The following is a 23471-nucleotide window of genomic DNA, read 5'->3' on the forward strand; positions in this document are numbered from 1 at the left end:
CCGCGTCCTTATGCGCTAAAACCCTGAACGAGCGAAGTGGCGCCGCGGGTGGCGTCCTGGATTTTTCCTTTTTGTGCAGAAGGGTCGGAGCGGCGCATGGCGTCCTATCAATATGTCTATGTGATGAAGGGCCTGTCCAAGGTCTACCCCGGCGGCAAGAAGGTTCTGGACAACATCTGGCTGTCCTTCCTGCCCGGCGTGAAGATCGGCGTCCTCGGCGTCAACGGCGCCGGCAAGTCGACCCTGATGAAGATCATGGCCGGCCTGGACAAGGATTATTCGGGCGAGGCTTGGGCCGCGCAGGGCGCCAAGGTCGGCTACCTGTCGCAGGAGCCGCAGCTCGACCCGACGAAGACGGTGCAGGAGAACGTCCTGGAGGCCCTGGCCGAGACCAAGGGCCTGCTGGACCGCTTCAACGCCGTGTCTGAGGCGATGGGCGACCCGGACGCCGACTTCGACGCGCTGATGGCCGAGCAGGCCGAGCTTCAGGAAAAGATCGACGCCGCCGACGCCTGGGACATCGACCGCACGGTCGAGATCGCCATGGACGCGCTGCGCTGCCCGCCGGGCGATTCCGACGTGACCAAGCTGTCTGGCGGTGAGCGCCGCCGCGTCGCGCTGTGCAAGCTGCTTCTGGAAAAGCCCGACCTGCTGCTGCTCGACGAGCCGACCAACCATCTGGACGCCGAGTCCGTGGCGTGGCTGCAGAAGCACTTGGAGGACTACAAGGGCACCGTCGTCCTGGTCACCCACGACCGCTACTTCCTCGACAACGTGACTGGCTGGATCCTCGAACTCGACCGCGGGTCGGGGATTCCGTGGGAAGGCAACTATTCCTCCTGGCTGGAGCAGAAGCAGAAGCGTCTGGAGCAGGAAGGCCGCGCCGAGGAGGCCCGCCAGAAGCAGCTCGCCACCGAGCTGGAATGGATCCGGCAGTCCCCGCGCGCCCGTCAGGCCAAGAGCAAGGCCCGCATCTCCGCCTACGAGACCTTGCTGGCCGAGAGCGGCAAGGAAGCGACGGGCGAGGCCCGCATCGTCATCCCGACGCCGCCGCGCCTGGGCAACGTCGTCATCGAGGCCGAGAGCATCAACAAGGGCTTCGGCGACCGCCTGCTGATCGACGGCCTGTCCTTCCGCCTGCCGCCGGGCGGCATCGTCGGCGTGATCGGCCCGAACGGCGCCGGTAAGACCACCCTGTTCCGCATGATCACCGAGCAGGATGGGCCGGACGCCGGCACCTTCCGCGTCGGTGAGACGGTGAAGCTGGGCTATGTCGACCAGAGCCGCGATTCGCTGAACCCGAACAAGACCGTGTGGGAGGAGATTTCCGACGGGCTGGACATCATCGACCTCGGCAAGAAGTCGATGCCCAGCCGCGCCTACGTCTCGTCCTTCAACTTCCGCGGTCCGGACCAGCAGAAGAAGGTCGGCCAGCTCTCCGGCGGTGAGCGCAACCGCGTCCATCTCGCCAAGATGCTGAAGTCCGGCGCCAACGTCCTGCTGCTCGACGAACCGACCAACGATCTGGACGTCGACACGCTGCGGGCCCTGGAAGAGGCGCTGGAGAGCTTCGCCGGCTGCGCCGTGGTCATCAGCCACGACCGCTGGTTCCTCGACCGCCTCGCCACCCACATCCTGGCCTTCGAGGGCGACAGCCATGTGGAGTGGTTCGAGGGCAACTTCGAAGCCTACGAGGCCGACAAGAAGCGCCGTCTGGGCGAGGATGCGGTGAACCCGCACCGCATCAAGTACAAGCCGCTGGTCCGTTCCTAAGCGGCTCCGGCGAACGCCCCCTCCCCCTTCGGGGGAGGGGGCGTTCTCCGGCTACCCTTCCAGCTTCTGATGCTCCAGGAAGGCGGTCTTCAAGAGCTGCTTGAGATCGTCGCCGTACTGGTGGAAGCGCACGGACACTTGGCCTTTCCCCGCGCCCTTGTGCACGACGACCATACGCGCGGTGGCCATGATGTCGTTCCGCCCGGCGATGGACAGGCGGCCCTCGATCGTCTCGCCCTCCTCGAACAGATCGTCCGGAGCGTAGAAACTGACGCCGCCGATCGACCAGTTGCGGGAGGAATGGGCGCCACGGTCGGTCTGGACGACCAGACAGGGCTGGGCGTAGCGCTTCTGCGCCCGCCGTTCCTCCGGCGCCGGGGGCGGCGATGGCGCGGTGTCCACCGTCACCGTGATCCCCGTGCCGTCGAGCTTCGCGCCACCCAGCTTGGCGGAACGCAGCACCGCGTCCTCCATCCGGGCGTCGCGCAGGTCGGCGCCGGTCAGGTTGGCGCCGTCGAAATTGGCGGGCCAGGGACGGTCGCCGGACAGGCGGGCGGGGCGGGCGTCGGCGCGGGCCAGGACGGCGCGGGACAGCCCGGCCCGGCGCAGGTTGGTGCCGTTCAGGCAGGCCTCCGTCAGGTCGGCCCCGATCATCTCGGTGTAGGAGAGGTCGGCCATCTCCAAGCTGGCCTTGCGCAGCCGCACACCCATCAGGCGGCAACGGCGCAGCCGTGCGGCGGCGAGCACGCGGCCGGTCAGGTCGGCCCCGATCACCGAGACGAGATCGAGATCGAGATGGCGGCCCTCCGCCCCCTGGCTGTTCACCCACCGCTCGTGCTCGGTGACGGCCTCCAGGAAGGCGCCCGCCGGCATCGGCTTGTAGGCCGGCTTGACGATGGCGTTCTCCGGGAGGGAGGCGGGCAGGTAGTTGCGGTCGAGCGTCGCCTCGTCGATGGTGGTGCCGTCGAAGGTCACGCCGTCCAGGGTGGCGCCCCAGAAATCGGCGCCGACCAGGACGGCCGCGGTCATGTCGGCGCCCGTCAGATCGGCGTCGTTCAGGTCGGCGCCGCTGAGGTCGCACCCGGTGAAGTTCGCGCCGGCCAGGATGGAGCGCTCCATCTTCGCCTCGGTCAGGCGGGTGACGCCGTCGCTGCGCGGCTTGTCGCTCGTTCCGTTCATCAGGGACCCGGCCCGGAAGTCGGCGCCGCGCAGGTTGGCGTCGGTCAGGATGGCGCGGTGCAGGTTGGCGCCGCGCAGATCCGCCCCGATCAGCGTCGAGGCGGTCAGGTTCGCCCCTTCCATGTCGGCGCCGAACAGGTCGGCCTGCGAGAGGTCGGCCCGGACGAGGCGGGCGCCGACCAGATTGGTTCCGGCCAGCTTCGCCCCGTTCAGGTTCACCCGGTCGAGGTTGAGATTCGAAAGATCGCGGAAGCTGAGGTCGGCCCGCCGCCCGCCGCGGCGCGTCAGCCACGTCTGGTGGGCGAGGATGATCGCCTTGATCTCTTCGATCTCGTTCGGAGTCCGGTCGGCCATCGGATGGGGCGCCCGCTGCTGCAACACACAAGAGAGGCTTCGGGCGGGACCATACCCCTTCCGGCGGTGTTCGTCACGGAATCGCCGTTTGGGCCCATCATGAAAAAGGGGCCATGAAAAAGCAGCCGTGAAAAAGGGCCGCCTGAAGGCAGCCCTTGAGATGGTCCGGTCTTTCCGGGACGCGCGGAGCGAAGGATCAGCCGGCGCTACCGACCTTCTGGCGCAGCGCCTGGAGCAACCCTTCGACCCGACCGCCGTTCTGGCCGATGACGGAAGCGAATTCCTGGCGCTGGGTCACGCCCATGCTCACGCCCTCGACCACCACGTCGATGATCTTGTAGGCGGTGTCGCGCTTGCGCACGCGCCAGTCCACATTCACCGGCGGGCCGTTGGGGCGGACGATCTGGGTGGAGACCATGGTGTCCGCTTCGCCTTCCACGCGGGACCCGGAGATCCGGAAGGTCTCGCCCGAATACTCGACGAAGCGGTCGGCGTAGGTGTTGACGATCAACCGTTCGAACAGCTTCTGGTACTCGTCGTGCTGCTGCGGCGTGGCGGAGTTCCAATAGCGGCCCAGCACCCAGCGCCCGATGTAGGCCACGTCGAAGCCCTGGTAGAGCAGGGTGCGGAAGCGCTGCACCGCCTGTTCGCGCGACAGGCTCTTGTTCGAGAAGGTGGCGACGGCCTCGTTACCCAGCGATTGGATGAACGCGGTCGCGCCCGGATCGGCCGATTGCGCGGCGGCGGGACGGGCGGCCCAGCTGCTCACCGCGAGCAGGGCCGCGCACACGAGAAACAGGCGACGTGTCAGCATGGCAAGGCAAAAGTGGCTGCCGCGGAGGCTTTGTCAACACTCAATCGGTTAAAGGATCGAGCGCGGACGGTCGCACCGCGGCAGGCCTCCTCCTTATTTCTTGGCGGGTTCGTCGAAATCGGGGAACTCCGGCGTCGCCGGCGCGATGTCGTTGGCGATCGCGGCGCGGCGCTGCTGCGCGTACAGGCTGCGGGCCGTCGCGTAGAAGTCCAGCGAGTTCTTGCGCAGGTCGTCGATCTCGCGCAGGAGCTGCGAGCGGCGGTCCAGACCGGCGGCGGCGGTCCGGCCGTACTGCGCGCCGTCCGCCCCGGCCGCGTTGGTGCCGATGCGGAACGGGTCGGCCAACGTGTCGACGCCGTAGCCCAGCGTGTCGCGGACGTTCGACGGGCCGAGGAACGGCAGCACCACGTAGGGCCCCGGTCCGACGCCCCAGACACCCAGCGTCTGGCCAAAATCCTCCGGACGGTCGCCGATACCGGCCTCCGTCGCCACGTCGGCGAGGCCGCCGAGGCCGAGGATGGTGTTGGTCATGAACCGGCCGGTGGCGACCTGGGCGCCCTCGAAATCACCCTGCAACAGGTTGTTGGCGATGTAGAGCGGGCCGAGCAGGTTCTGGACGAAGTTGTGCACCGCCTGACGCAGCGGGTCGGGGACGACGCCCACATACACTTCCGTCGCCGGGCGGATCAGCAGGATGTCCGCGGTCTCGTTGACGGCGAAGACGAATCGGTTGGGAATCTCCAGGGGATCGCTGACCGTGACATCGGCTTCGTTGCTGCCGGGCGCGGTTGCGCAGCCCGCCATGCCGAGGGCGACGACGGCCACGGCGGCCGAGCGAAGAAGGGAGCGGGAGAGGTTGGCCAGCTTCATCGGCGACGGCTCTTTCTGGGGACACGACTTTGGGCGGGGCATCCGATTCCGCGGCCCCGTCGCGCCACGTCCGAAGGGTTCGACCCCCCCCGCCGGGCGGCAACGGACGCTGCCGGACAGGACATCGCCCGGAAAATCCGTGCGATCCCTTTGTTCCGTGCCTAACACAGGCGCCGCCTTTTGACCAGCGTGCCACGCGAGGTCACCATACGGATACCGCCCCTTGTGGTAGGATTGCCGCGCCCTTCGCGTGCCGTCCGGGGGTTCCGTCAGCCGCTTCCCCCCGATTGGAAGGGGTGCGGTGAAAACGTGTTTACGCTGCATAAAGATATCTTTATATCTGTATCCCGCATGGCGGACCGCGGTGGTCGGCCAGCCCTTCGGGGGCATTGGGGACGGTGCCGGCGGTCATGGACGAACTGCTTGCGACATTGAAGGCGGCGGCGGAAACCACGCGGCTTCGGCTGTTGGCGTTGTGCGCGCATGGCGAGCTGACGGTGACCGAACTGACCCAGATCCTGGGGCAGAGCCAGCCGCGGGTGTCGCGCCATCTGAAGCTCCTGTGCGACGCCGGGCTGCTCGACCGCTTCCGGGAGGGCACCTTCGCCTTTTACCGGCTGACGGAACGCGGGGCCTCGGGCGAGCTGGCGCGGGTGCTGGTGGACGCCATCCCGTCCGACGACCCGACGCTGACGCTGGACCTGGAGCGGCTGGACGCGATCAAGCGCGCCCGCTCGGAGGCGGCGGCCAGCTACTTCCGGGAGAACGCCGCCCGCTGGCATGAAATCCGCTCCCTCCACGTCCCGGAACGCGAGGTGGAGGAGGCGTTGCTGCGCCTGATCCCCGCCGACGGGATCGGCGACCTTCTGGACATCGGCACCGGCACGGGCCGCATGCTGGAGGTGCTGGGGCCGCGCGCCCGGCGCGCCGTGGGCGTCGACCAGTCGCGCGAGATGCTGTCGATTGCCCGCACCAAGCTGGAGGATACGGCGCTTCGCCATTGCCACGTGCGGCAGGCGGACATGTACCAGCTTCCCTTTCCGTCCGGGTCCTTCGACGCGGCGGTCGTCCACCAAGTGCTGCACTTCGCGGAGGCGCCGGCCGATCTTCTGGCCGAGGCGGCGCGGGTGCTGCGGCCCGGCGGCCTGCTGCTGGTGGTCGATTTCGCCCCCCATGTCCTGGAGACCCTGCGCGCGGAGCATGCGCACCGCCGGCTGGGCTTCTCCGACGCCGAGGTCGCCGCCTGGTGCCGCCAATCCGGCCTGGAGTGCGGCGCGGTGGTGCATCTGCCGGGCGAACCGCTTACCGTAACCATCTGGCCGGCGGTGCGCGCCGCGAAGGGCGCATCCCCGGCCGTGTCTTCCATCCTCTCCATCAGCGGAGCCCAGTCATGACGTCCGGCACCCCGTCGGTCAGCTTCGAATTCTTCCCGCCCAAGACGGAGAAGATGGAACAGAGCCTGTGGCAGGCGATCCAGCGCCTGGCCCCGCTCGGCCCGTCCTTCGTCTCGGTGACCTACGGGGCCGGCGGCTCGACCCGCGAGCGCACGCACAACACGGTGACGCGCATCCAGAAGGAGACGGGCATCCCCGCCGCCGCCCACTTCACCTGCGTGGGTGCGACACGCGAGGAGATCGACGCCATCGCCCGCACCTATTGGGACGCCGGCATCCGCCATCTCGTGGCCCTGCGCGGCGATCCGCCGGAGACCGAGGGCGGGGTGGGTGGGCGCTACGTGCCGCATCCCGGCGGCTACGCCTACGCCGCCGATCTGGTGGCGGGGATGAGGAAGGTCGCCGATTTCGAGATCTCCGTCGCCGCCTATCCGGAGTCCCATCCGGAAGCGCCGAGCGCCCAGTTCGACCTGGACAACCTGAAGCGCAAGGTGGACGCCGGGGCGACCCGGGCGATCACCCAGTTCTTCTTCGACAACGACGCCTATTTCCGGTTCCTCGACCGCTGCGCCGCCGCCGGCATCACCGTGCCGATCGTGCCCGGCATCCTGCCGATCACCAACTTCGCCCGCGCGGTGGAGTTCGCCGGCAAGTGCGGGGCGGCGATGCCCAAGCGCTTCGCCGAGACCTTTGAGGGGCTGGACGCCGATCCGGAGACCCGTCAGCTCGTCGCCGCGACCATGGCGGCGGAGCAGTGCCAGGCACTCCAGGCCCAGGGCATCAAGGACTTCCATTTCTACACGCTGAACCGCTCCGACCTGACGGTGGCCATCTGCCGAATGCTGGGCGTCAAGGCAAAGCAGCCGGCGGTGTCCTGACCGCCCCCCTGTGCTAGGGTGTTGCGGATCATCGCGGTCGCGGAGGAAGGGCCATGGACAGCCGGATCGGCTACGACGACGACTTCTACGCCTGGACCCAGGAACAGGCCCGCCTTCTCCGCGAAGCCGCCCGCGAACGCCTCGATACGCCCATCGATTGGGAGCATGTGGCGGGGGAGATCGAGGACATGGGGCGTTCGGATGCCAAGGCGCTTGGCAGCGCACTGAAGCGGGTGATCGAGCATCTTCTGAAGCTCGAACGTTCGCCCGCGCCCGACCCCCGGCTGGGGTGGCGGGAGTCGGTGGTCAATCACCGCATCGCCGCCTGGGACGAGATCGACGCCAGCCCCAGCCTGCGCAAGAAAATTGACCTCGCGCGTGCCCACCGGGATGCCCGCCGCTTGGCCGTCCTTGGTCTCGCCCGGGATGGAATGTCCGAAGACGCCGTCCCACAGGATTGCCCCTACACGCTGGAGCAGGTGCTTGATCACGACTGGTGGCCCACGAACCGCCATGGCCTTGAGTGAACCGCTGACAACCTCTTGACCCTTTCCGCCCGACCTTCCTTCCGAAACGGACCCGATCTTCCCATGCCGCACATTCTCGACACTCTCCGCGACCGCGTCCTGCTCTGCGACGGCGGGTTCGGCAGCCGCATCCAGGCGCTCGATCTCGACGTGGAGAAGGACTACTGGGGGCACGAGAACTGCACCGACATCCTGCCGCTCTCGCGTCCGGACATCGTGCGGGAGATCCACCGCGGCTATTTCGAGGCCGGCGCGGACATGGTGGAGACGGACACCTTCGGCGCCTCCCCGGTGACGCTGGGCGAGTTCGGCATCTCCGAGAAGGCGTTCGAGATCAACCAGCGCGCGGTCGAACTGGCGCGCGAGGCGGCGGAGACCTTCACGGACGGGCAGCCGCGCTTCGTCATCGGCTCGGTCGGGCCGGGCACCAAGCTGCCCAGCCTGGGCCATATCCCCTATCAGGACCTTGAGGACAGCTTCTTCGTCCAGGCGGCCGGTCTGATCGCCGGCGGTGCCGACGCCATCCTGGTCGAGACCTGCCAGGACCCGCTGCAGATCAAGGCCGCCGTCAACGGCATCAAGCGCGCCCGCGCCGAGGCCGGAAGCGACACGCCGGTCTTCGTCCAGGTGACGGTGGAAACCACGGGCACGCTGCTGGTCGGCACCGACATCGCCGCGGCGGCCACGGTGATCCAGGCGCTGGACGTCCCGCTGATGGGCCTGAACTGCGCCACCGGCCCGCTGGAGATGAGCGAGCATGTGAAGTGGCTGACCCAGAACTGGCCGGGCCTCGTCTCCGTGCAGCCGAACGCCGGCCTGCCGGAACTGGTCGACGGCAAGACGCACTACCCGTTGCGCGCCGACGACTTCGCGCACTGGCTGGAGCGCTTCGTGACTGAGGATGGGGTGAATCTCGTCGGCGGCTGCTGCGGCACCAACGTCCCGCACATCGCGGCGGCCAACCAGATGCTGCGCAAGCTGGCCCCGGCGGGCTCGCACCGCCCGAATCCGAAGGGCCGCACGGTCCATTGGGTGCCCGCGGTCGCCTCGCTCTACTCCCAGGTCACGCTGCGCCAGGAGAACGCCTTCTTCGCCATCGGCGAGCGCTGCAACGCCAACGGCTCCAAGAAGTGGCGCGAGCTTCAGGAGAAGAACGACTGGGACGGCTGCGTCGAGATGGCGCGCGAGCAGGTGAAGGAAGGCTCGCACACGCTGGACGTCTGCACCGCCTTCGTCGGCCGCGACGAGGTGGCGGAGATGCAGGCCGTCGTGCAGCGCTTCGCCGGCTCGGTCACCGCCCCGCTAGTCATCGACTCCACCGAATACATCGTTCTGGAGAAGGCGCTGGCGCTCTACGGCGGCAAGGCGATCCTCAACTCGATCAACTTCGAGGACGGCGAGGAGCCGGCCCGCAAGCGCCTCGCGCTCGCCAAGAAGTTCGGCGCGGCGGTGATCGCGCTGACCATCGACGAGGAGGGCATGGCGAAGACGCCGGAGCGCAAGCTCGCCGTCGCCAAGCGCCTCTACGACCTCGCGGTCAACGAGTTCGGCCTGCCGGCCCACGACCTGCTGTTCGACCCGCTGACCTTCACCATCGCCACCGGCAACGAGGACGACCGCAAGCTGGCCATCTGGACGCTGGAGGGCATCGAGGCGATCAGCCGTGAGATGCCCGGCTGCCAGATCATCCTGGGCCTGTCCAACGTCTCCTTCGGCCTGAACGCGGCGGCGCGCCACGTCCTGAATTCGGTCTTCCTCGACCATGCGGTGAAGCGCGGCATGACCGGCGCCATCGTGCATGTGTCGAAGATCATGCCGCTGCACCTGATCCCCGAAAAGGAGGTCAAGACCGCCGAGGACCTGATCTTCGATCGCCGCGCGGAAGGGTATGATCCGCTCCAGGCCTTCATCGCGCTGTTCGAAGGCCGCAAGGCCGCGGACGCCAAGAAGAAGGCCCGCGCCGAGACGGTCGAGGAACGGCTGAAGGAGCGCATCGTCGACGGCGACCGCACCGGGCTAGAGGACGATCTCGCCGAGGCGATGAAGACCCACCCGCCGCTGGAGATCATCAACACCTACCTGCTCGACGGCATGAAGGTGGTGGGCGAGCTGTTCGGCGCCGGCAAGATGCAGCTTCCCTTCGTGCTCCAGTCCGCGGAGACCATGAAGGCCGCCGTGGCGTGGCTGGAGCCGCACATGGAGAAGCTGGACGGCCAGCAGAAGGGCACCATGGTGCTGGCCACCGTGAAGGGCGACGTCCACGACATCGGCAAGAACCTCGTCGACATCATCCTGACCAACAACGGCTACAAGGTGGTCAACCTGGGCATCAAGCAGCCGGTCGGCGCGATCATCCAGGCGGCGAAGGAGCACAAGGCCGACGCCGTGGGCATGTCCGGCCTGCTGGTGAAGTCCACCGTCGTCATGCGCGAGAATTTGGAGGAGATGACCCGCGAGGGGCTGGAGGTTCCGGTCCTGCTCGGCGGCGCCGCGCTGACCCGCGCCTATGTGGAGACGGACTGCGTGGCCTCCTACGGCTCGGGTCGCGTGGCCTACGCGGGCGACGCCTTCGACGGGTTGACCCTGATGGATCAGGTGGTGGGCGGCAGCTTCGACCAGCAGCTCGCCATCCAGCAGGCCAAGCGGGCGGGCCGGGCGGTCAACCGCCGCCGCGTGCTCGGGCAGGCGACGAGCGCCACCGTCGGTCCGGTGGACAAGGACGCCGCCCGCGCCCGCCGCGCCCGTCTGGCCGAGGGCGTGCCGGTGCCGACGCCGCCCTTCTGGGGGCCGAAGGTCATCGAGCATGTCCCGCTGAAGACGCTGGTGACCTACCTGAACGAGCGCATGCTCTACCAGCTCCAGTGGGGCTACCGGAAGGACGGCAAGTCCTTCGAGGAGTTCAAGGAGTGGGCGAAGAAGGAGCTTCGCCCGGTGCTCGACCGCATTCTTCAGATCGCCGCGAAGGAGGAGATCCTGCGGCCCCAGGCGGTCTACGGCTACTGGAAGGCGGCGGCCGACGGCGACGACGTCATCCTGTTCGCCGAGGATGGGACCAGCGAGGTCGCCCGCTTCACCCTGCCGCGTCAGGCGAAGGAGGACGGCGAGTGCATCGCTGACTTCCTGCGCGACGTGAACGACGGCGAGCGCGACGTGCTGGGCCTGCAGATCGTCACCATGGGCCAGCATTGCGCCGAGGTGGCGCGGGAGTGGTTCGCCGAGAACCGCTACCAGGACTACCTCTACCTGCACGGCCTGTCGGTGGAGATGACCGAGGCCATGGCGGAGTATGTCCACGCCCGCATCCGCGCCGAGCTGGGCTACGGCGCCGAGGACAGCCGCGATAAGGAGAAGCTGCTCCAGCAGGCCTACCGCGGCAGCCGCTACAGCTTCGGCTATCCGGCCTGCCCGAACCTCGCCGACCAGGAGCAGCTTCTGACGCTCCTCGACGCCGGGCGGATCGGCGTGGAGATGTCCGACGAGCACCAGCTCCACCCGGAGCAGAGCACGTCCGCCATCGTCCTCCATCACCCGCGGGCGAAGTACTTCAGCGTGTGACGCGGGGCGCCTGAACCGGGGCATCGCCTCCTTTCCCGCGTCGCGATGGGGAAAGAGGCGTTCCAGGATCGCCGGAACCGGCTTGGCTGACCGTCCAAGCCGGTTCCCAAAGCGTGGCGGCATCGCTTATCCTTGAGGGCATGAACCATTCGCCCACCCCGCTTCGCCTGCACCGGGAAACCGTCCGCCCGGAGTGGATCGACTACAACGGCCACATGAACGTGGCCTATTACCTGCTCGCCTTCGATCACGCGACCGATGCCGTGCTCGACCGTTTCGGGATCGGCAAGGCCTATGCGGAGGGTGAGGGACGGTCGATGTTCGCGGTGGAGGCGCACTTGACCTACGCCCGCGAGGTGACGGAGGGGGATGGGCTGACCTTCACCTCCCTGGTCCTGGGTGCGGACGCCAAGCGGCTGCATCTGTTCCACGAAATGCGCCATGAGGAGGACGGCTTCCTCGCCGCCACGGCGGAATTCGTCCTGCTCCATGTCGATCTGGCGGAGCGCCGTTCGGTGCCGCTGGCTCCGGAAACCGCGGAGCGGCTGACACGCACCGCGGCCGAGCACGCCGCTCTGCCCGTGCCGCCGCAGGCCGGTCGTTCGGTCGCGCTGCGGACGCCGAAGGGGGCGTGACGGTAAGTCGCTGCCCACCACCGCCTTTTGTTGCGCCGGACCCTTTGTTATTCGGCCCCTGCGACACTATCTGTTGGCGCATGAAGACGACAATTTTCGCCGCCTTCGCGGTACTTTCCACCTTCCTGGGCACAGCCCTGGTCCCATCCGCCGCATTGGCCGAATGCACCGACCCGGCGCAGCCGAAGGTGAACTGGCGCCGCTGCTATTTCGACGGGCGCGATCTGTCGTCGGCGAAACTGGCCGGGGCAATGCTGCGCGACGCCACCTTCCAGCGGGCCACGCTGAAGGACGCCGACCTCTCGGAGACCGACAGCTACCGCGCGAAATTCTTCAGCGCCACCATGCCGGGGGTGAAGCTGGATGGCGCCCGCCTGATCGAGGCCGATTTCACGCGGGCCGATCTGACCGGGGCGTCCCTGAAGGAAACCGACCTGCGCAACGCGAAGCTGGTGAACGCCATTCTGCACAACGCCAACTTCACCGGGGCGCGTCTCGGCGGGGCGGACCTGCGGCACGCCGATTTGTCGGGCGCCACCTGGATCGACGGCACGACGGTGTGCGCCGAGAAATCCGTAGGTCAGTGCAACTGAGGAATTCGTAAGTAAATTTCCTCGCAATTGTAATATAGTGACCCATTTGGAAAGTCGCTTGCCCGTCTCTTTCCCGCTGCGGTAGCTTTTTTCAAAACGCAGTGGAAAGGCGGGCACGATGGCGGGCGATCAGGATTTCGAGACGGCGCGGATTCTCGCGAGCCGCGCCATGGATCGGATCGCCGTCCATGGGCTTCTGCCGAATCCGGAAAACTTCACCCTCTGGTACGCTTATTTCGGTGGGCAGAACCCGGACCTGACGCGGGCCATCGAACTGGCCCAGCGCGACGGCGCCACGCTGTCGCAAGGTCATTGCGACGAGCTGTACAAACGCTTCTTCACGCTCGATGCCGAGGCCCAGGCCATCCGCGAAACGTCGGAACGCGCGCGCGTCGCTCTGGGGCGCATCCTCGACCAATTGGGCAGCGTCGGGTCGGAGACTGACCGCTACGGGCAGGCGCTGGCCGGTTTCCGGGGGGAACTGGACCAGCCGATGAGCCTGGCCGAGCTGCGCGCCATGGTGGCGGCCATCGCGGCGGAGACGACCGCCATCGTGGATCGCCAGACCCGTCTGCAGAGCCAGCTCCTCGAATCCAGCCAGCAGCTGGCCGAGTTGCGCGTCGTTCTGGATTCCGCGCGTCGCGAGGCGATGACCGACGGGTTGACCGGCATTGTCAACCGGCGCGGCTTCGATCTGGCGCTGGCCTCCGCCGCGGAGGAGGCGATGCAGACCGGCATGCCGATGACCCTGCTGATGGTGGACATCGATCATTTCAAGCGCTTCAACGACGTCCATGGCCATCTCGTCGGCGACCATGTGCTGAAGCTGGTCGCCAAGGTGCTGACCGAGGGGGTGAAGGGGCGCGACACCGTCGCCCGCTACGGCGGGGAGGAGTTCAGCGTCATCCTGCCCCACACCGCGCTTGCCAACGCCATCAAGGTGGCCGAGCAGCTTCGCGCCTCGGTGGGGTCGCGGCAGATCATCAACCGGACGCGCAACGCCAACTACGGATCGGTGTCCTTGTCGGTCGGCGCGGCGGAATACCGGCCCGGCGAGGATCTGCTGGCCCTGCTGCGCCGCGCCGACGAGGCGCTCTACACCGCCAAGCGCGGCGGGCGCAACCGCGTCTGCGCGGAGGCCACGGTGGCCGGCTGACCGCCGCTCATACGATGGCTTCCGTCAGATGATCCCCGTCAGGCGCCGGACCGTGGCGTCGGTTTCGTCCACCAGCCGCGCCATCAGCTCCGCCGCCGTCTGCCGCCGCGCAAGGCGGACGCCTTGTCCGGCCCACAGAGACAGGAACTCGGCGCGCCCCTGCTGCGCCGCGGCGGTGCGCATCGGGCGGGTCAGCGCGTTCTGAAGGGGGAAGGGCAGGGCGTCGCCGTCCGCGATGTCCTCCATGACCCGGTTCACGATCCCGCGCGCCGGGCGGCCCGAGAAGGCGCGGGTCACCCGCGTCTGGGTCTCGCGGGCGTCGAGGATCGCCCGCTTGTGCGCCTCGGGGATGCCGGCCTCGGCGCAGGTCAGGAAGGCGGTACCCATCTGCACGCCGGCAGCGCCCAGAGCCAGCGCCGCCACGATGCCGCGCCCGTCCATGATGCCGCCGGAGGCCAGAACGGGCAGCTTCACCGCGTCCACCACCTGCGGAACCAGCGCCATGGTGCCGACCAGTCCGGCGGCGAAATCCACCTCGCCCGGGCCCGTGGCGAAGCTGCCGCGGTGCCCACCGGCCTCGGAACCCTGGGCGATCACGGCGTCCATGCCCGCCCGCTCCAGCGCAATGGCTTCTTCGACGCCGGTCGCCGTGCCGATCAGGAGCATGCCCCGCGCCTTGATGGCGGCCAATGCGTCGGCGGGCGGGATGCCGAAGGTGAAGCTGAACGCCGACGCCCCGCAGTCCAGCGCCGCTGCCAGTTGGGCGGCGAATCCGTCGGCTCCCAGGACCGGCGTTCCGGGAGAGGGCAGGCCGAGGTCGGCGTGGTAGTGCGCGATGGCAGCGACCGCCGCGTCCATCCTCCCGGCGCCCGGTGCGTCGGGCGCGGGCAGGGGGGCGAACAGGTTGATCCCGAAGGGGCGGGAAGTCCGGGCGCGGATCGCCCGCGCCCGTTCGGCGATCTGCTCCGGTGACAGATAGGCCGCGCCGACGAAGCCGATCCCGCCGGCCTCGCCCACCGCGGCGACGAGGTCCGCCGTGTCGGCGCCCCCGGCCATCGGGGCCTGTACGATGGGGTTGGACAGGCCCAGGCGCTGGGTCAGACTGGTGTGAACCGGCATCGCGCCGCCCTCCGCTTTCGGTGATCCGCGGAGGGAGGCTAGGACAGTCCGGCCATCGTGAAAAATGATTTGTTCAGATGGGACGGATCATGTCCGGTGATGGGAGGCCGTGGCCACGTCACGCCGCGCGCAGCCACACCGCCGTGTCGTGGAAGGCCGCACCGCCCGCCGGCGGGATCGGCTCGGGCGAGGTCAGGGTGTTGATCCCTATCCCCTCCAGGAAGGCGCTGTTCGGCCAGATGCCTTCCACGATCACCACCCCGCGCGGCACCCCGGCGAAGGGCTTGGCGTGGACGACGACGCTGCCCAGCCCGTTGCCGAGGCGCACGGCGTCGCCGTCGGCCAGGGCGAGGTCCGCCGCGTCCTCCGGATGGATCAGGACGGTGGGACGGCCTTCGCGGCGCTGGGCGGTCACCGTCTCGGTGAAGCTGGAGTTCAGGAACTGCCGCGCCGGGGCGGTGACGAGGCGGAAGGGATGCTCCGCGTCGGCCGGGCGGCCGGGCGCCATGTGGTCCGGCAGTTCCGGCAACTGGCCGGCGCCGTAGGGACCGAGCGCCGCCCAGTCCGGCGCGAAGCGGAAGCGCCCGTCCGGAAAGGCGAAGCCGTTCAGGAAATGCGAGGTCTCGAAATCCGGCTGGGCGTCGATCCAGCGCTGCTCCGTCAGGGTGGCGGCGTCGGTCAGGCCGGAGGTCTTCAGCATGGAGTCGATGATCTCCAGCGCGCTCATGCCGAAGCCGGGATGCTCGGCGCCGACGCGGCGGGCCAGCTCGGAAATCACCCAGTGGTTCTCGCGCGATTCGAACTGCGGCTCGATCACCTTGCGGCCGATCAGGATGTGCATCTGCCCGCCGCCACGGTAGAGGTCGTCATGCTCCAGGAAGGTGGTGGCGGGGATGACGATGTCGGCCAGCTGCGCCGTGTCGGTCATGAACTGCTCGTGCACCGCCACGAACAGGTCGTCGCGCAGGAAGCCTCGGCGCACGCGGGCGCTGTCCGGACAGATCGCCGCCGGGTTGGTGTTCTGGATCAGCATGGCGGTGATGGGCGGACCACTGGCGATGTCCTCCCCGGTCAGCACCGCGCCGATGCGCGACTGGTCGAAGCCGCGCACCGAGGTGTCCAGCCGGTCCAGCCCCTCCGACAGGGTGCGGTCGATGCTGTAGATGCCCGACGAGCAGTAGAGCGCCCCGCCGCCCTTGTGCGCCCAGGCGCCGGTGACCACCGGCAGGCAGGACACCGCGTGCATCTGCGCCGCCCCGTTGTGGGCGCGCGTCAGCCCATAGCCCAGCCGCAGATAGCTGCGCTTGGTGGTGCCGTAGAGGCGGGCGAAGCCGACGATCTCCTCCACCGTCAGGCCGGTGATCGCCGCCGCCCATTCGGGCGTGCGGGTGGCGAGATGCGCCTCGAACCGATCCGCCCCGGCGGCGTAGCGGTCGAGATAGGCACGGTCGGCCAGACCCTCGCGGAACAGGACGTGCATCACCGCGCAGGCCAGCGCCCCGTCGGTGCCGGGGCGCAGCATCAGATGCAGGTCCGACACCTCCGCCGTGCCGGTGCGGTAGGGGTCGATGGTGACCAGCTTCGCCCCGCGGCCCTTGCGGGCGCGGCTGACGTGGGTCATCACATTGACCTGGGTCGCCACCGGGTTGCCGCCCCAGTTCACGATCAGATCGCTGTCGGCCATCTCGCGCGGGTCGGCGCCGCGGATGTCGCCGTGGCCGGCCAGCCAGCCCATGTTGGCCGGCGTGTCGCAGACCGTGCTGATCTGCCGGGAATAGCCCTTGGCGTGGCGCAGCCGCTGGATGCCGCCGCGCTGCACCAGCCCCATGGTGCCGGCGTAGAAATAGGGCCATACGGCTTCCGCGCCGTGGACTCGCTCGGCGTCCAGGAAGGCGTCGGCGATGCGGTCCAGCGCCTCGTCCCAGCCGATTTCCGCCCATTGGCCCGACCCCTTGGGGCCGGTGCGCCGCAGGGGCGTCCTCAGCCGGTCGGGAGAATGGACGCGCTCGGCGTAGCGGCTGACCTTCGCGCAGATGACGCCCGCCGTGTAGCTGTTGGCGGCGGCTCCGCGGACCTTGCCGATGCGGTCCGGCGCGACCTGTTCCACTTCGAGGGCGCAGGTGCTGGGGCAATCGTGCGGGCAGGCGGTCGGCAGGAAGACGGAGTTCACGGAAGGACGCCTCGGCGGGGGAAAACGGGGATCAGCTTATGTCCGGCGTTCGGCTTTCCGCAACCGGTCAGGATTGTTTAAGGACTGCCATCAGATTTCAATATTGCAGCCCTATCCTTGTGGAGGTGCATCGCGGAAAGATGTATGTTTTCCAAAAAATACTCGCATAAGGCGGCCTGTGCGCCGGCGCGAGCGCGGAACGACACAGCAAGGGGAAGCCGTATGATCGCGACTGTTGCCGGGGGCGCCCGGCGGACGCTGCGGGCCGGGGTGTTCGCCAGCCTGTTCGGAGCCATGGTCGGGGCCGTTGCCGGCATGGCCGCTCCGGGGATCGCCACGGCGCGGGCGGACGGGGTCAAGCTCGGCTATGTGGAATTCCCGCCCTACACCCAGACCGACGGCGGCGCCGCAAAGGGCAGCCTGATCGAGGCGTTCGACAAGGCCGCCAAGGCCGCCGGGATCGCCTACACCGCCGAATCGGCCCCGGCCCGCCGCCTCTTCTCCGGCATCGCGGACGGCGAGTTCAACATCTTCCTGGGAATCCGCACGGTCAAGGAATTCGACGGCTCCACGCTGATCAGCGCCGCCCCCATCGCCCGGATCGAGCTGAACGCCTACGGCATCGGCGAAGCTCCGGCGGTCAAGGCGAAGGAGGATCTGTCGGGCAAGGCGGTCATCGCGTTGAACGGCTATTCCTACGGCGGCTGGCGCGCCTGGATGGAAGACCCGGCCAACAAGGTGCAACTGGTCGATGCGCGCACCGCCGACCAAGCGCTGCAGCTTCTCCAGGCCGGGCGGGCGCCGACGCTGCTGCAATACTCGCTGCCGATGCAGCAGGCGCTGGGTGGGAAGACGCTTTCCGACCTGAAGGCCACGTCGGTCCAGAGCCTGGACGTCTACATCGTCGTGTCGAAGAAGACCCCGGACGCCGCGGCGGTTCTGGCGAAGCTCGAAGCCGGGTTCAAGGCGACCCAATAGCGCCAAGGCGGGCGCCGACCGTTCGGCAAACGATTGTTCAGCAAGAGAAAAGGGCGGATCATGACGGTCAGCGGCGCGGCAGACGGGACGCAGGACAGCGGGAATCAAGGCGGCAGAAATGTAGGCGGCGGTCTGGGGCTGCGCCTGCGGGCGTTGCTGCTGATCGGCGGCGTGCTGCTGGTCTATCAGGTTCTGGCCATCGCCTGGGGCGTGCACAGCTCGGCCAACCAGGCGAAGGAGACGCTGGCGGCGCGCGCCGACATGGTGGCGTCGCTGCAGGCCCGCGCCGCGGCGATCCCGCTCTACGACTTCGACACCGAGCAGGTGCGCGAGGTCGCCAAGGCGCCGTCCTCCGATCCCGACTTCCTCGGCGCCCAGGTGCGCGACGACAAGGCCAAGGTGGTCGCCGAGGTCGGCGACACCAAGGCCGCGAAGGGCTTCATCGAGGTGGTGAAGCCAATCGTCGGCGGGCAGGCCGGGCAGCGCAAGACCATCGGCGAATTCGTCCTGCGTCTGCGCACCGACCGGGTGGAGGCGCGGGTGACCGCCGACGCGGTGACCCAGATCGTCGTCGGGGCGGTCGCCTTCCTCGCCATCATGGCGGCGCTCTACCTCGTCGTCTCGGCCATCACGCGCCCGCTGATGCAGATCACCGCCATGGTCGGGCGGCTGGCCCAGGGCGACTATGCGGTCGCCGTGCCGGCCCTGGATCGCCGCGATGAGATGGGCGCCATGGCCCGCACCATCGACATGCTGCGCCAGAACGCCCAGCATCGTGAACAGCTCGAAGCCGAGAAGCTGGCCCGGCAGGCGGAGGAGGCGCAGCGGGGCGAGCGGCTGACCCGCCTTGCCGCCGCCTTCGACCGCTCGGTCCAGGCGACGGTCGGCGAGGCCTCTACCGCCGCCTCGCAAATGAAGGGCAGCGCCGGCAGCATGTTGGAGAGCGCGCTGCGCGCCGACCAGTGCAACGCCTCGGTGGCCGGCGCCGCCGACGAGACCAGCCGCACCGTCCAGACCGCCAGCGCGGCGGCGGAGCAGCTCACCCAGTCGATCCGCAGCATCGCCGAGAGCGTGAAGCAGTCGGTGGCCATGTCCGCCCAGGCCATCGACCGCGCCGACGCCAGCCGCAAGACGGTGGAGGCGCTGGCCGCCGGCGCCGCCAAGATCGGCGAGATCACCAGCCTCATCACCTCCATCGCCGGGCAGACCAACCTGCTGGCCCTCAACGCGACCATCGAGGCGGCGCGCGCCGGGGAGGCCGGCAAGGGCTTCGCCGTCGTGGCGAGCGAGGTGAAGAATCTGGCCAGCCAGACCGCCAAGGCGACGGAGGAGATCGCCACCCAGATCGGCGCCATCCAGTCGGTCACCCAGGAGACCGTGTCCGCCATCGGCGCCATCACCGAAACCATCGGCCAGCTCAGCCAGCGTTCGGCGGAGATCGCCGCCTCGGTCCAGCAGCAGTTGGCCGCGACGGGCGAGATCGCCGAGAAGGTCCGCACCGTGGCCGGCGAGGCCGACACCGTGACGCGCAGCATCGCGGTCGCTTCCGGCGCCTCGTCGGAGGTGGCGACGGCGGCCCGCGAGTCGGTGGAGGTCGCCCAGACCCTCCAGGCGCGCTTCGTCGATCTGCGTGACGAGGTGCAGAGGTTCCTGGCCTCGATCAAGGCGGCGTAAACGGCCCGCGACGACACGCAACTTGCCTGCGATGGGCGCGCATGCCCGCCGCGGGCAAGTTGCGTTTCCGCTTTTCGCCTCGCCGCACTAGGATGCCGCTCCCGAAAGGCGAGGATGATATGGACGACGGATTGAAGTGCCCGAAATGCAACTCCGAGCATGTCTATCAGGACGGCATGCTGTGGATCTGCCCCGAATGCGCCCATGAATGGAACCCGCAGGCCGAAGGCGGCGCGGGTGCGGACGCGGCGGCGGACCAGGGGGTACGGGACGCCAACGGGAACGCGCTGAGCGACGGCGACGCGGTGACGGTCATCAAGGATCTGAAGGTCAAGGGCTCGTCCCTGGTCGTCAAGGGCGGCACCAAGGTGAAGAACATCCGTCTGGTCGACGGGGCCGACGGCCACAACATCGCCTGCAAGATCGACGGCATCGGTGCCATGAACCTGAAGTCGGAATTCGTCAAGAAGGCCTGACGTTCCCCGGCTTCCCCGGAAAAGGAAAACCCCTCGCCGGAGCGCTCCGGCGAGGGGTTTTTCTTATGGGCTTTCGCCCGGCAACGGGGGATTACATCATCCCCAGCGCGCGCGGCAGCCAGGTGGAGATGATCGGGACGTAGGTGATCAGCACCAGGAAGCCCAGCATCGCCAGCAGCCACGGCCAGACGGCCACGGTCAGTTCGGTGATGCCCATCTTGGTGATGCCCGACGCGACGTAGAGGTTCAGGCCCACCGGGGGGTGGCACATGCCGACCTCCATGTTCACGACCATCATGATGCCGAAATGGACCGGGTCGATGCCCAGCTTCATGGCGACCGGGAACAGGATCGGCGCCATGATCAGCACGATCGACGACGGCTCCATGAAGTTGCCGGCCATCAGCAGCAGCAGGTTGGTCACCAGGAGGAAGGCGATCACGCCCAGGCCCTGGCCGACGATCCAGTCGGCGATGGCCTGCGGGATGTTCTCCGACGTCAGCACGAACGAGAAGAGCACCGCGTTCGTGATGATGTAAAGCAGCATCGCCGACATGCTGGCCGAGGACAGCAGCACCTTCGGCACGCCGCGCAGCGGCATGTCCTTGTAGACGAAGACCGCGATGATGAAGGCGTAGACGGCGCTCATCGCCGCGGCTTCGGTTGGCGTGAAGACGCCGGAATAGATGCCGCCGATGACGATGACGATCAGCGACAGGCCCCAGATCGCCTCGCGGAAGGCCTTGAAGCGCTCGCCCGCGCTGGCCTTCGGCAGGCGCGGATAGCCGAACTTGCGCGCGCGGTACCAGGTGACGCCGCCCAGCACGAAGGCCAGCATCAGGCCGGGGATGACGCCCGCCATGAAGAGCTGGCCGACCGAGGCTGAGTGCGGGCTGCCGCTGGTGGCGACGCAGTACATCACCATCACGATGGACGGCGGGATCAGGATGCCCAGCGCGCCCGAGGTGGTGATGACGCCGGCGCCGAACTGCCGCGGGAAGCCCTGGGCCACCATCGCCGGGAGCACGATGGAGCCGATGGCCACCACCGTCGCCGGGCTGGAGCCGGACACCGCTGCGAACAGGGCGCAGCCCATCACGCCGGCAAGGCCGAGACCGCCGTGCCAGTGGCCGACCATCGCCGTGGCGAAGTTGATCATGCGCCGGGCCACGCCGCCGTGCGTCAGGAAGTTGCCGGCCAGGATGAAGAACGGGATCGCCATGATCTCGAACTTCTCGATGCCGGTGAACAGCTTCAGCGCCACGGCCTCGATCGGCACATGGGTCATCGTGAAGAGGAAGGTCAGAACCGTCAGGCCGAGCGAGATCGAGATCGGCATGCCGGTGAGCATCAGGGTCAGCAGAAGGCCGAAGATGATGGCGGCGTTCATCGGTCGTTCTCCTTCGGTCCCTTACCGGCGGCCGGGCCGTTGCCGGGGCCGTTGTCGGGCTTGCGGCCCTCGTGATGGGCGATGTCGTGCGGGTGCAGGTTGTCGTCCATCTCGTACCAGTTGACGTCCTGCGCGGCGCGCTGCGGGTCGGTGATGTCCTCCTCCAGACCCTCGACATGGCCGTGGTCGTGGTGCGGCAATTCGCCGGTGCGCAGGAAGTTCACCATCACCTGAAGGAAGCGGAAGCACATCAGGTAGGAGCCGAGCGGGATCGCCAGATAGATGATCCACATCGGCCATTCCAGGTCGGCCGACACCTGCTCGGTTTCCGACATGTGCCAGACGAAGGTGGACCCCATCGTGCCGACCACGCCGGTGAAGGTCGCGCCGGCCAGCAGGCCGAACACGATGAATTTCGCGCGCAGGGGCGTGGACAGCTTGTTGATGAGGACGTCCACACCCACATGGATGCCGGTACGGACACCGTAGGCGGCGCCGAACTTCGCCATCCAGACGAACATGTAGATGCACAATTCCTGCGCCCAGGCCAGATTCCAGTGGAGGATGTAGTCCTGGATGATGGGGAAACCGGCGGCGTAACGGTGGGCGACGGAGATGAAGATGATCGTCGTCGCCGCAGCCATCAGGAAGGCGATAAGAATCTCCTCCAGATGGTCTAGGATTTTCATGGGCATGGTGGCTCCGCGCGCAGGAGGAAGCGCCCGCGTCGAATGAGCGGGCGCTTGCCGAAGGCTGTGCGTTGGTCTTGCTTGATTGGACCGGGCGGTCGGGCCGCCCGATCAGACGCTCTCGATCACTCGCACTTGGCGGCGTCGGTCTCGGTCTTGATGCTCGCCAGCAGTTCCTTGCCGACGCGCGACGCCATGTCCTCGTGGACCGGCAGCATGGCTTGGCGCCACGACGCGCGCTCTTCCTTGGTCAGCTCGTAGAACTTGGTCTTGCCGGTGGCCTTCATCGCCTCCAGGGACTTGTCGTTCTCTTCCTGGGCGATGTTGTTGGCGTATTCGGTCGCCTCCTTCATCGCGCCGTCGAGCTGGGTGCGGACGTCGCCCGGCAGGCCTTCCCAGAACTTCTTGTTCACGATGACCGCGTAGCCCAGATAGCCGTGGTCGGAGAGCGTGGCGTGGCTCTGCACCTCGTGCATCTTCTGGGTGTACATGTTGGACGGCGGGTTCTCGGTCCCGTCGACGACGCCGGTCTGCAGCGCCTGATAGACTTCGGAGAAGGCCATCACCTGCGGCAGGGAGCCGAGCGCGCGCATCTGCGCGTCCAGCACCTTCGACGACTGGATGCGCATCTTCAGACCCTTGAAGTCCGTCGTGGCGTGCAGCGGCTTGTTGGCGCTCATGATCTTGAAGCCGTTGTCCCAATAGGCCAGACCGGTGATGCCCTTGTTCTCCAGCTTCTGGAACAGCTGCTTGCCGATCGTGCCGGTGGTGACCTTCACCAGGGCGGCCTTGCAGGGGAAGATGTAGGGCAGGTCGAAGATCTCGAATTCCTTGGCGCCCAGCGGGCCGAACTTGGCCAGCGACGGGGCCAGCATCTGCACGGCGCCGAGCTGCAGGGCCTCCAGCTCCTCCTTGTCCTTGTAGAGCTGGCTGTTCGGATAGACCTCGACCTTCACCTTGCCGGCGGTGCGCTGCTCGGCCAGCTGCTTGAACTTCTCGGCGGCCTTGCCCTTCGGGGTTTCCGGAGCGACGACGTGGCTGAACTTGATGACGATCGGCTCCTGCGCGGTGGCGGCGGTGGCGGCCATCAGGCAGCCGGCGGCGACGGTGGCGCACAGCAGCGAAACGAACTTCATAGGGGTCATCCTCCACTTGTTATTGGTCAGACTGATGGTCCGGCCTTTGATATTCTTTCATTGTTCGATAATTTCGCCCCCGACGCTATTGTGGAAATCCGTAGCTACGAA

19 protein-coding genes are annotated in these 23471 nt (G+C 67.9%); 11 read left to right on the forward strand and 8 right to left on the reverse strand.

Going from position 1 to position 23471, the window contains the following annotated elements:
- Positions 1 to 96: 96 nt before the first annotated feature.
- Positions 97 to 1773, forward strand: coding sequence for an energy-dependent translational throttle protein EttA (ettA, locus tag ABAZ39_RS05155; RefSeq protein ID WP_038527418.1), 1677 nt, complete (start codon positions 97 to 99; stop codon positions 1771 to 1773).
- 51 nt (positions 1774 to 1824) lie between these two features.
- On the opposite strand, the gene ABAZ39_RS05160 is transcribed toward ettA, so the two are convergent.
- From ABAZ39_RS05160 to ABAZ39_RS05170, 3 genes are all read right to left on the reverse strand, one after another.
- Entirely contained in the window at positions 1825 to 3306 is a 1482-nt protein-coding gene (locus ABAZ39_RS05160) for a pentapeptide repeat-containing protein (protein ID WP_038530747.1), read from the reverse strand.
- Positions 3307 to 3502: 196 nt separating this feature from the next.
- Complete coding sequence (locus ABAZ39_RS05165) at positions 3503 to 4120, reverse strand: MlaC/ttg2D family ABC transporter substrate-binding protein (RefSeq protein WP_038527421.1); 618 nt, start codon at positions 4118 to 4120, stop codon at positions 3503 to 3505.
- A gap of 93 nt (positions 4121 to 4213) precedes the next feature.
- Positions 4214 to 4990: an MlaA family lipoprotein gene (locus ABAZ39_RS05170; RefSeq protein ID WP_038527424.1), complete on the reverse strand. Its 777-nt coding sequence runs from the start codon at positions 4988 to 4990 to the stop codon at positions 4214 to 4216.
- Positions 4991 to 5400: 410 nt separating this feature from the next.
- Between ABAZ39_RS05170 and ABAZ39_RS05175 the strand changes: the two genes are divergently transcribed.
- The 7 genes from ABAZ39_RS05175 to ABAZ39_RS05205 all read left to right on the forward strand — a co-directional run bounded on the left by ABAZ39_RS05175 (position 5401) and on the right by ABAZ39_RS05205 (position 13728).
- Entirely contained in the window at positions 5401 to 6384 is a 984-nt protein-coding gene (locus tag ABAZ39_RS05175; protein WP_038527427.1) for an ArsR/SmtB family transcription factor, read from the forward strand.
- The gene (metF, locus tag ABAZ39_RS05180; protein ID WP_038527430.1) at positions 6381 to 7262 is read left to right on the forward strand and encodes a methylenetetrahydrofolate reductase [NAD(P)H]; all 882 of its coding nucleotides are present in this window, start codon (positions 6381 to 6383) and stop codon (positions 7260 to 7262) included. Before ABAZ39_RS05175 ends, metF begins: the two co-directional genes overlap by 4 nt.
- 53 nt (positions 7263 to 7315) lie before the next feature.
- Entirely contained in the window at positions 7316 to 7789 is a 474-nt protein-coding gene (locus ABAZ39_RS05185; protein ID WP_038527433.1) for a DUF29 domain-containing protein, read from the forward strand.
- 63 nt (positions 7790 to 7852) lie between these two features.
- On the forward strand, positions 7853 to 11344 hold the full coding sequence (metH, locus tag ABAZ39_RS05190; RefSeq protein WP_038527436.1) for a methionine synthase: 3492 nt from the start codon (positions 7853 to 7855) through the stop codon (positions 11342 to 11344).
- A 140-nt stretch (positions 11345 to 11484) separates the two neighbouring features.
- Complete coding sequence (locus ABAZ39_RS05195) at positions 11485 to 11979, forward strand: thioesterase family protein (protein WP_038527439.1); 495 nt, start codon at positions 11485 to 11487, stop codon at positions 11977 to 11979.
- Between the two features lie 80 nt (positions 11980 to 12059).
- A complete protein-coding gene (locus tag ABAZ39_RS05200; protein ID WP_051657810.1) occupies positions 12060 to 12572 on the forward strand; it encodes a pentapeptide repeat-containing protein in 513 nt (170 codons plus the stop codon).
- A gap of 118 nt (positions 12573 to 12690) precedes the next feature.
- A complete protein-coding gene (locus tag ABAZ39_RS05205) occupies positions 12691 to 13728 on the forward strand; it encodes a GGDEF domain-containing protein (RefSeq protein WP_038527442.1) in 1038 nt (345 codons plus the stop codon).
- A gap of 24 nt (positions 13729 to 13752) precedes the next feature.
- Here ABAZ39_RS05205 and ABAZ39_RS05210 read toward each other — a convergent pair whose 3' ends face one another.
- Together ABAZ39_RS05210 and ABAZ39_RS05215 are read right to left on the reverse strand one after the other, a co-directional pair.
- A complete protein-coding gene (locus ABAZ39_RS05210) occupies positions 13753 to 14847 on the reverse strand; it encodes an NAD(P)H-dependent flavin oxidoreductase (protein WP_038527445.1) in 1095 nt (364 codons plus the stop codon).
- A 118-nt stretch (positions 14848 to 14965) separates the two neighbouring features.
- Entirely contained in the window at positions 14966 to 17017 is a 2052-nt protein-coding gene (locus tag ABAZ39_RS05215; protein WP_038527448.1) for a molybdopterin oxidoreductase family protein, read from the reverse strand.
- A gap of 222 nt (positions 17018 to 17239) precedes the next feature.
- Between ABAZ39_RS05215 and ABAZ39_RS05220 the strand changes: the two genes are divergently transcribed.
- The 3 genes from ABAZ39_RS05220 to ABAZ39_RS05230 all read left to right on the forward strand — a co-directional run bounded on the left by ABAZ39_RS05220 (position 17240) and on the right by ABAZ39_RS05230 (position 20145).
- Entirely contained in the window at positions 17240 to 17995 is a 756-nt protein-coding gene (locus ABAZ39_RS05220; protein ID WP_038527451.1) for a transporter substrate-binding domain-containing protein, read from the forward strand.
- Positions 17996 to 18055: 60 nt separating this feature from the next.
- Entirely contained in the window at positions 18056 to 19669 is a 1614-nt protein-coding gene (locus ABAZ39_RS05225) for a methyl-accepting chemotaxis protein (protein ID WP_081862889.1), read from the forward strand.
- Positions 19670 to 19788: 119 nt separating this feature from the next.
- Positions 19789 to 20145 (forward strand): zinc ribbon domain-containing protein YjdM, encoded by a 357-nt coding sequence (locus ABAZ39_RS05230; protein ID WP_038527454.1) that lies wholly within the window; start codon positions 19789 to 19791, stop codon positions 20143 to 20145.
- Between the two features lie 91 nt (positions 20146 to 20236).
- Here ABAZ39_RS05230 and ABAZ39_RS05235 read toward each other — a convergent pair whose 3' ends face one another.
- From ABAZ39_RS05235 to ABAZ39_RS05245, 3 genes are all read right to left on the reverse strand, one after another.
- Positions 20237 to 21535 (reverse strand): TRAP transporter large permease, encoded by a 1299-nt coding sequence (locus ABAZ39_RS05235; RefSeq protein ID WP_038527456.1) that lies wholly within the window; start codon positions 21533 to 21535, stop codon positions 20237 to 20239.
- Positions 21532 to 22230 carry a TRAP transporter small permease gene (locus tag ABAZ39_RS05240; RefSeq protein WP_103038948.1) on the reverse strand — a complete coding sequence of 233 codons (699 nt, stop codon included), beginning with the start codon at positions 22228 to 22230 and terminating at the stop codon, positions 21532 to 21534. The genes ABAZ39_RS05235 and ABAZ39_RS05240 overlap by 4 nt, the downstream gene beginning before the upstream one ends.
- A gap of 119 nt (positions 22231 to 22349) precedes the next feature.
- Complete coding sequence (locus ABAZ39_RS05245; RefSeq protein WP_038527462.1) at positions 22350 to 23360, reverse strand: TRAP transporter substrate-binding protein; 1011 nt, start codon at positions 23358 to 23360, stop codon at positions 22350 to 22352.
- Positions 23361 to 23471: the final 111 nt, after the last annotated feature.

Origin of the sequence: Azospirillum argentinense (genome assembly GCF_000632475.1) — a bacterium.
GTDB lineage: Bacteria > Pseudomonadota > Alphaproteobacteria > Azospirillales > Azospirillaceae > Azospirillum > Azospirillum baldaniorum.

Excerpts from the sequence above, each read along its gene's own strand:
- ettA (WP_038527418.1), top strand. The coding sequence starts at position 97 with ATGGCGTCCTATCAATATGTCTATGTGATGAAGGGCCTGTCCAAGGTC.
- ABAZ39_RS05160 (WP_038530747.1), bottom strand. The coding sequence starts at position 3,306 with ATGGCCGACCGGACTCCGAACGAGATCGAAGAGATCAAGGCGATCATC.
- ABAZ39_RS05165 (WP_038527421.1), bottom strand. The coding sequence starts at position 4,120 with ATGCTGACACGTCGCCTGTTTCTCGTGTGCGCGGCCCTGCTCGCGGTG.
- ABAZ39_RS05170 (WP_038527424.1), bottom strand. The coding sequence starts at position 4,990 with ATGAAGCTGGCCAACCTCTCCCGCTCCCTTCTTCGCTCGGCCGCCGTG.
- ABAZ39_RS05175 (WP_038527427.1), top strand. The coding sequence starts at position 5,401 with ATGGACGAACTGCTTGCGACATTGAAGGCGGCGGCGGAAACCACGCGG.
- metF (WP_038527430.1), top strand. The coding sequence starts at position 6,381 with ATGACGTCCGGCACCCCGTCGGTCAGCTTCGAATTCTTCCCGCCCAAG.
- ABAZ39_RS05185 (WP_038527433.1), top strand. The coding sequence starts at position 7,316 with ATGGACAGCCGGATCGGCTACGACGACGACTTCTACGCCTGGACCCAG.
- metH (WP_038527436.1), top strand. The coding sequence starts at position 7,853 with ATGCCGCACATTCTCGACACTCTCCGCGACCGCGTCCTGCTCTGCGAC.
- ABAZ39_RS05195 (WP_038527439.1), top strand. The coding sequence starts at position 11,485 with ATGAACCATTCGCCCACCCCGCTTCGCCTGCACCGGGAAACCGTCCGC.
- ABAZ39_RS05200 (WP_051657810.1), top strand. The coding sequence starts at position 12,060 with ATGAAGACGACAATTTTCGCCGCCTTCGCGGTACTTTCCACCTTCCTG.
- ABAZ39_RS05205 (WP_038527442.1), top strand. The coding sequence starts at position 12,691 with ATGGCGGGCGATCAGGATTTCGAGACGGCGCGGATTCTCGCGAGCCGC.
- ABAZ39_RS05210 (WP_038527445.1), bottom strand. The coding sequence starts at position 14,847 with ATGCCGGTTCACACCAGTCTGACCCAGCGCCTGGGCCTGTCCAACCCC.
- ABAZ39_RS05220 (WP_038527451.1), top strand. The coding sequence starts at position 17,240 with ATGATCGCGACTGTTGCCGGGGGCGCCCGGCGGACGCTGCGGGCCGGG.
- ABAZ39_RS05225 (WP_081862889.1), top strand. The coding sequence starts at position 18,056 with ATGACGGTCAGCGGCGCGGCAGACGGGACGCAGGACAGCGGGAATCAA.
- ABAZ39_RS05230 (WP_038527454.1), top strand. The coding sequence starts at position 19,789 with ATGGACGACGGATTGAAGTGCCCGAAATGCAACTCCGAGCATGTCTAT.
- ABAZ39_RS05235 (WP_038527456.1), bottom strand. The coding sequence starts at position 21,535 with ATGAACGCCGCCATCATCTTCGGCCTTCTGCTGACCCTGATGCTCACC.
- ABAZ39_RS05240 (WP_103038948.1), bottom strand. The coding sequence starts at position 22,230 with ATGCCCATGAAAATCCTAGACCATCTGGAGGAGATTCTTATCGCCTTC.
- ABAZ39_RS05245 (WP_038527462.1), bottom strand. The coding sequence starts at position 23,360 with ATGAAGTTCGTTTCGCTGCTGTGCGCCACCGTCGCCGCCGGCTGCCTG.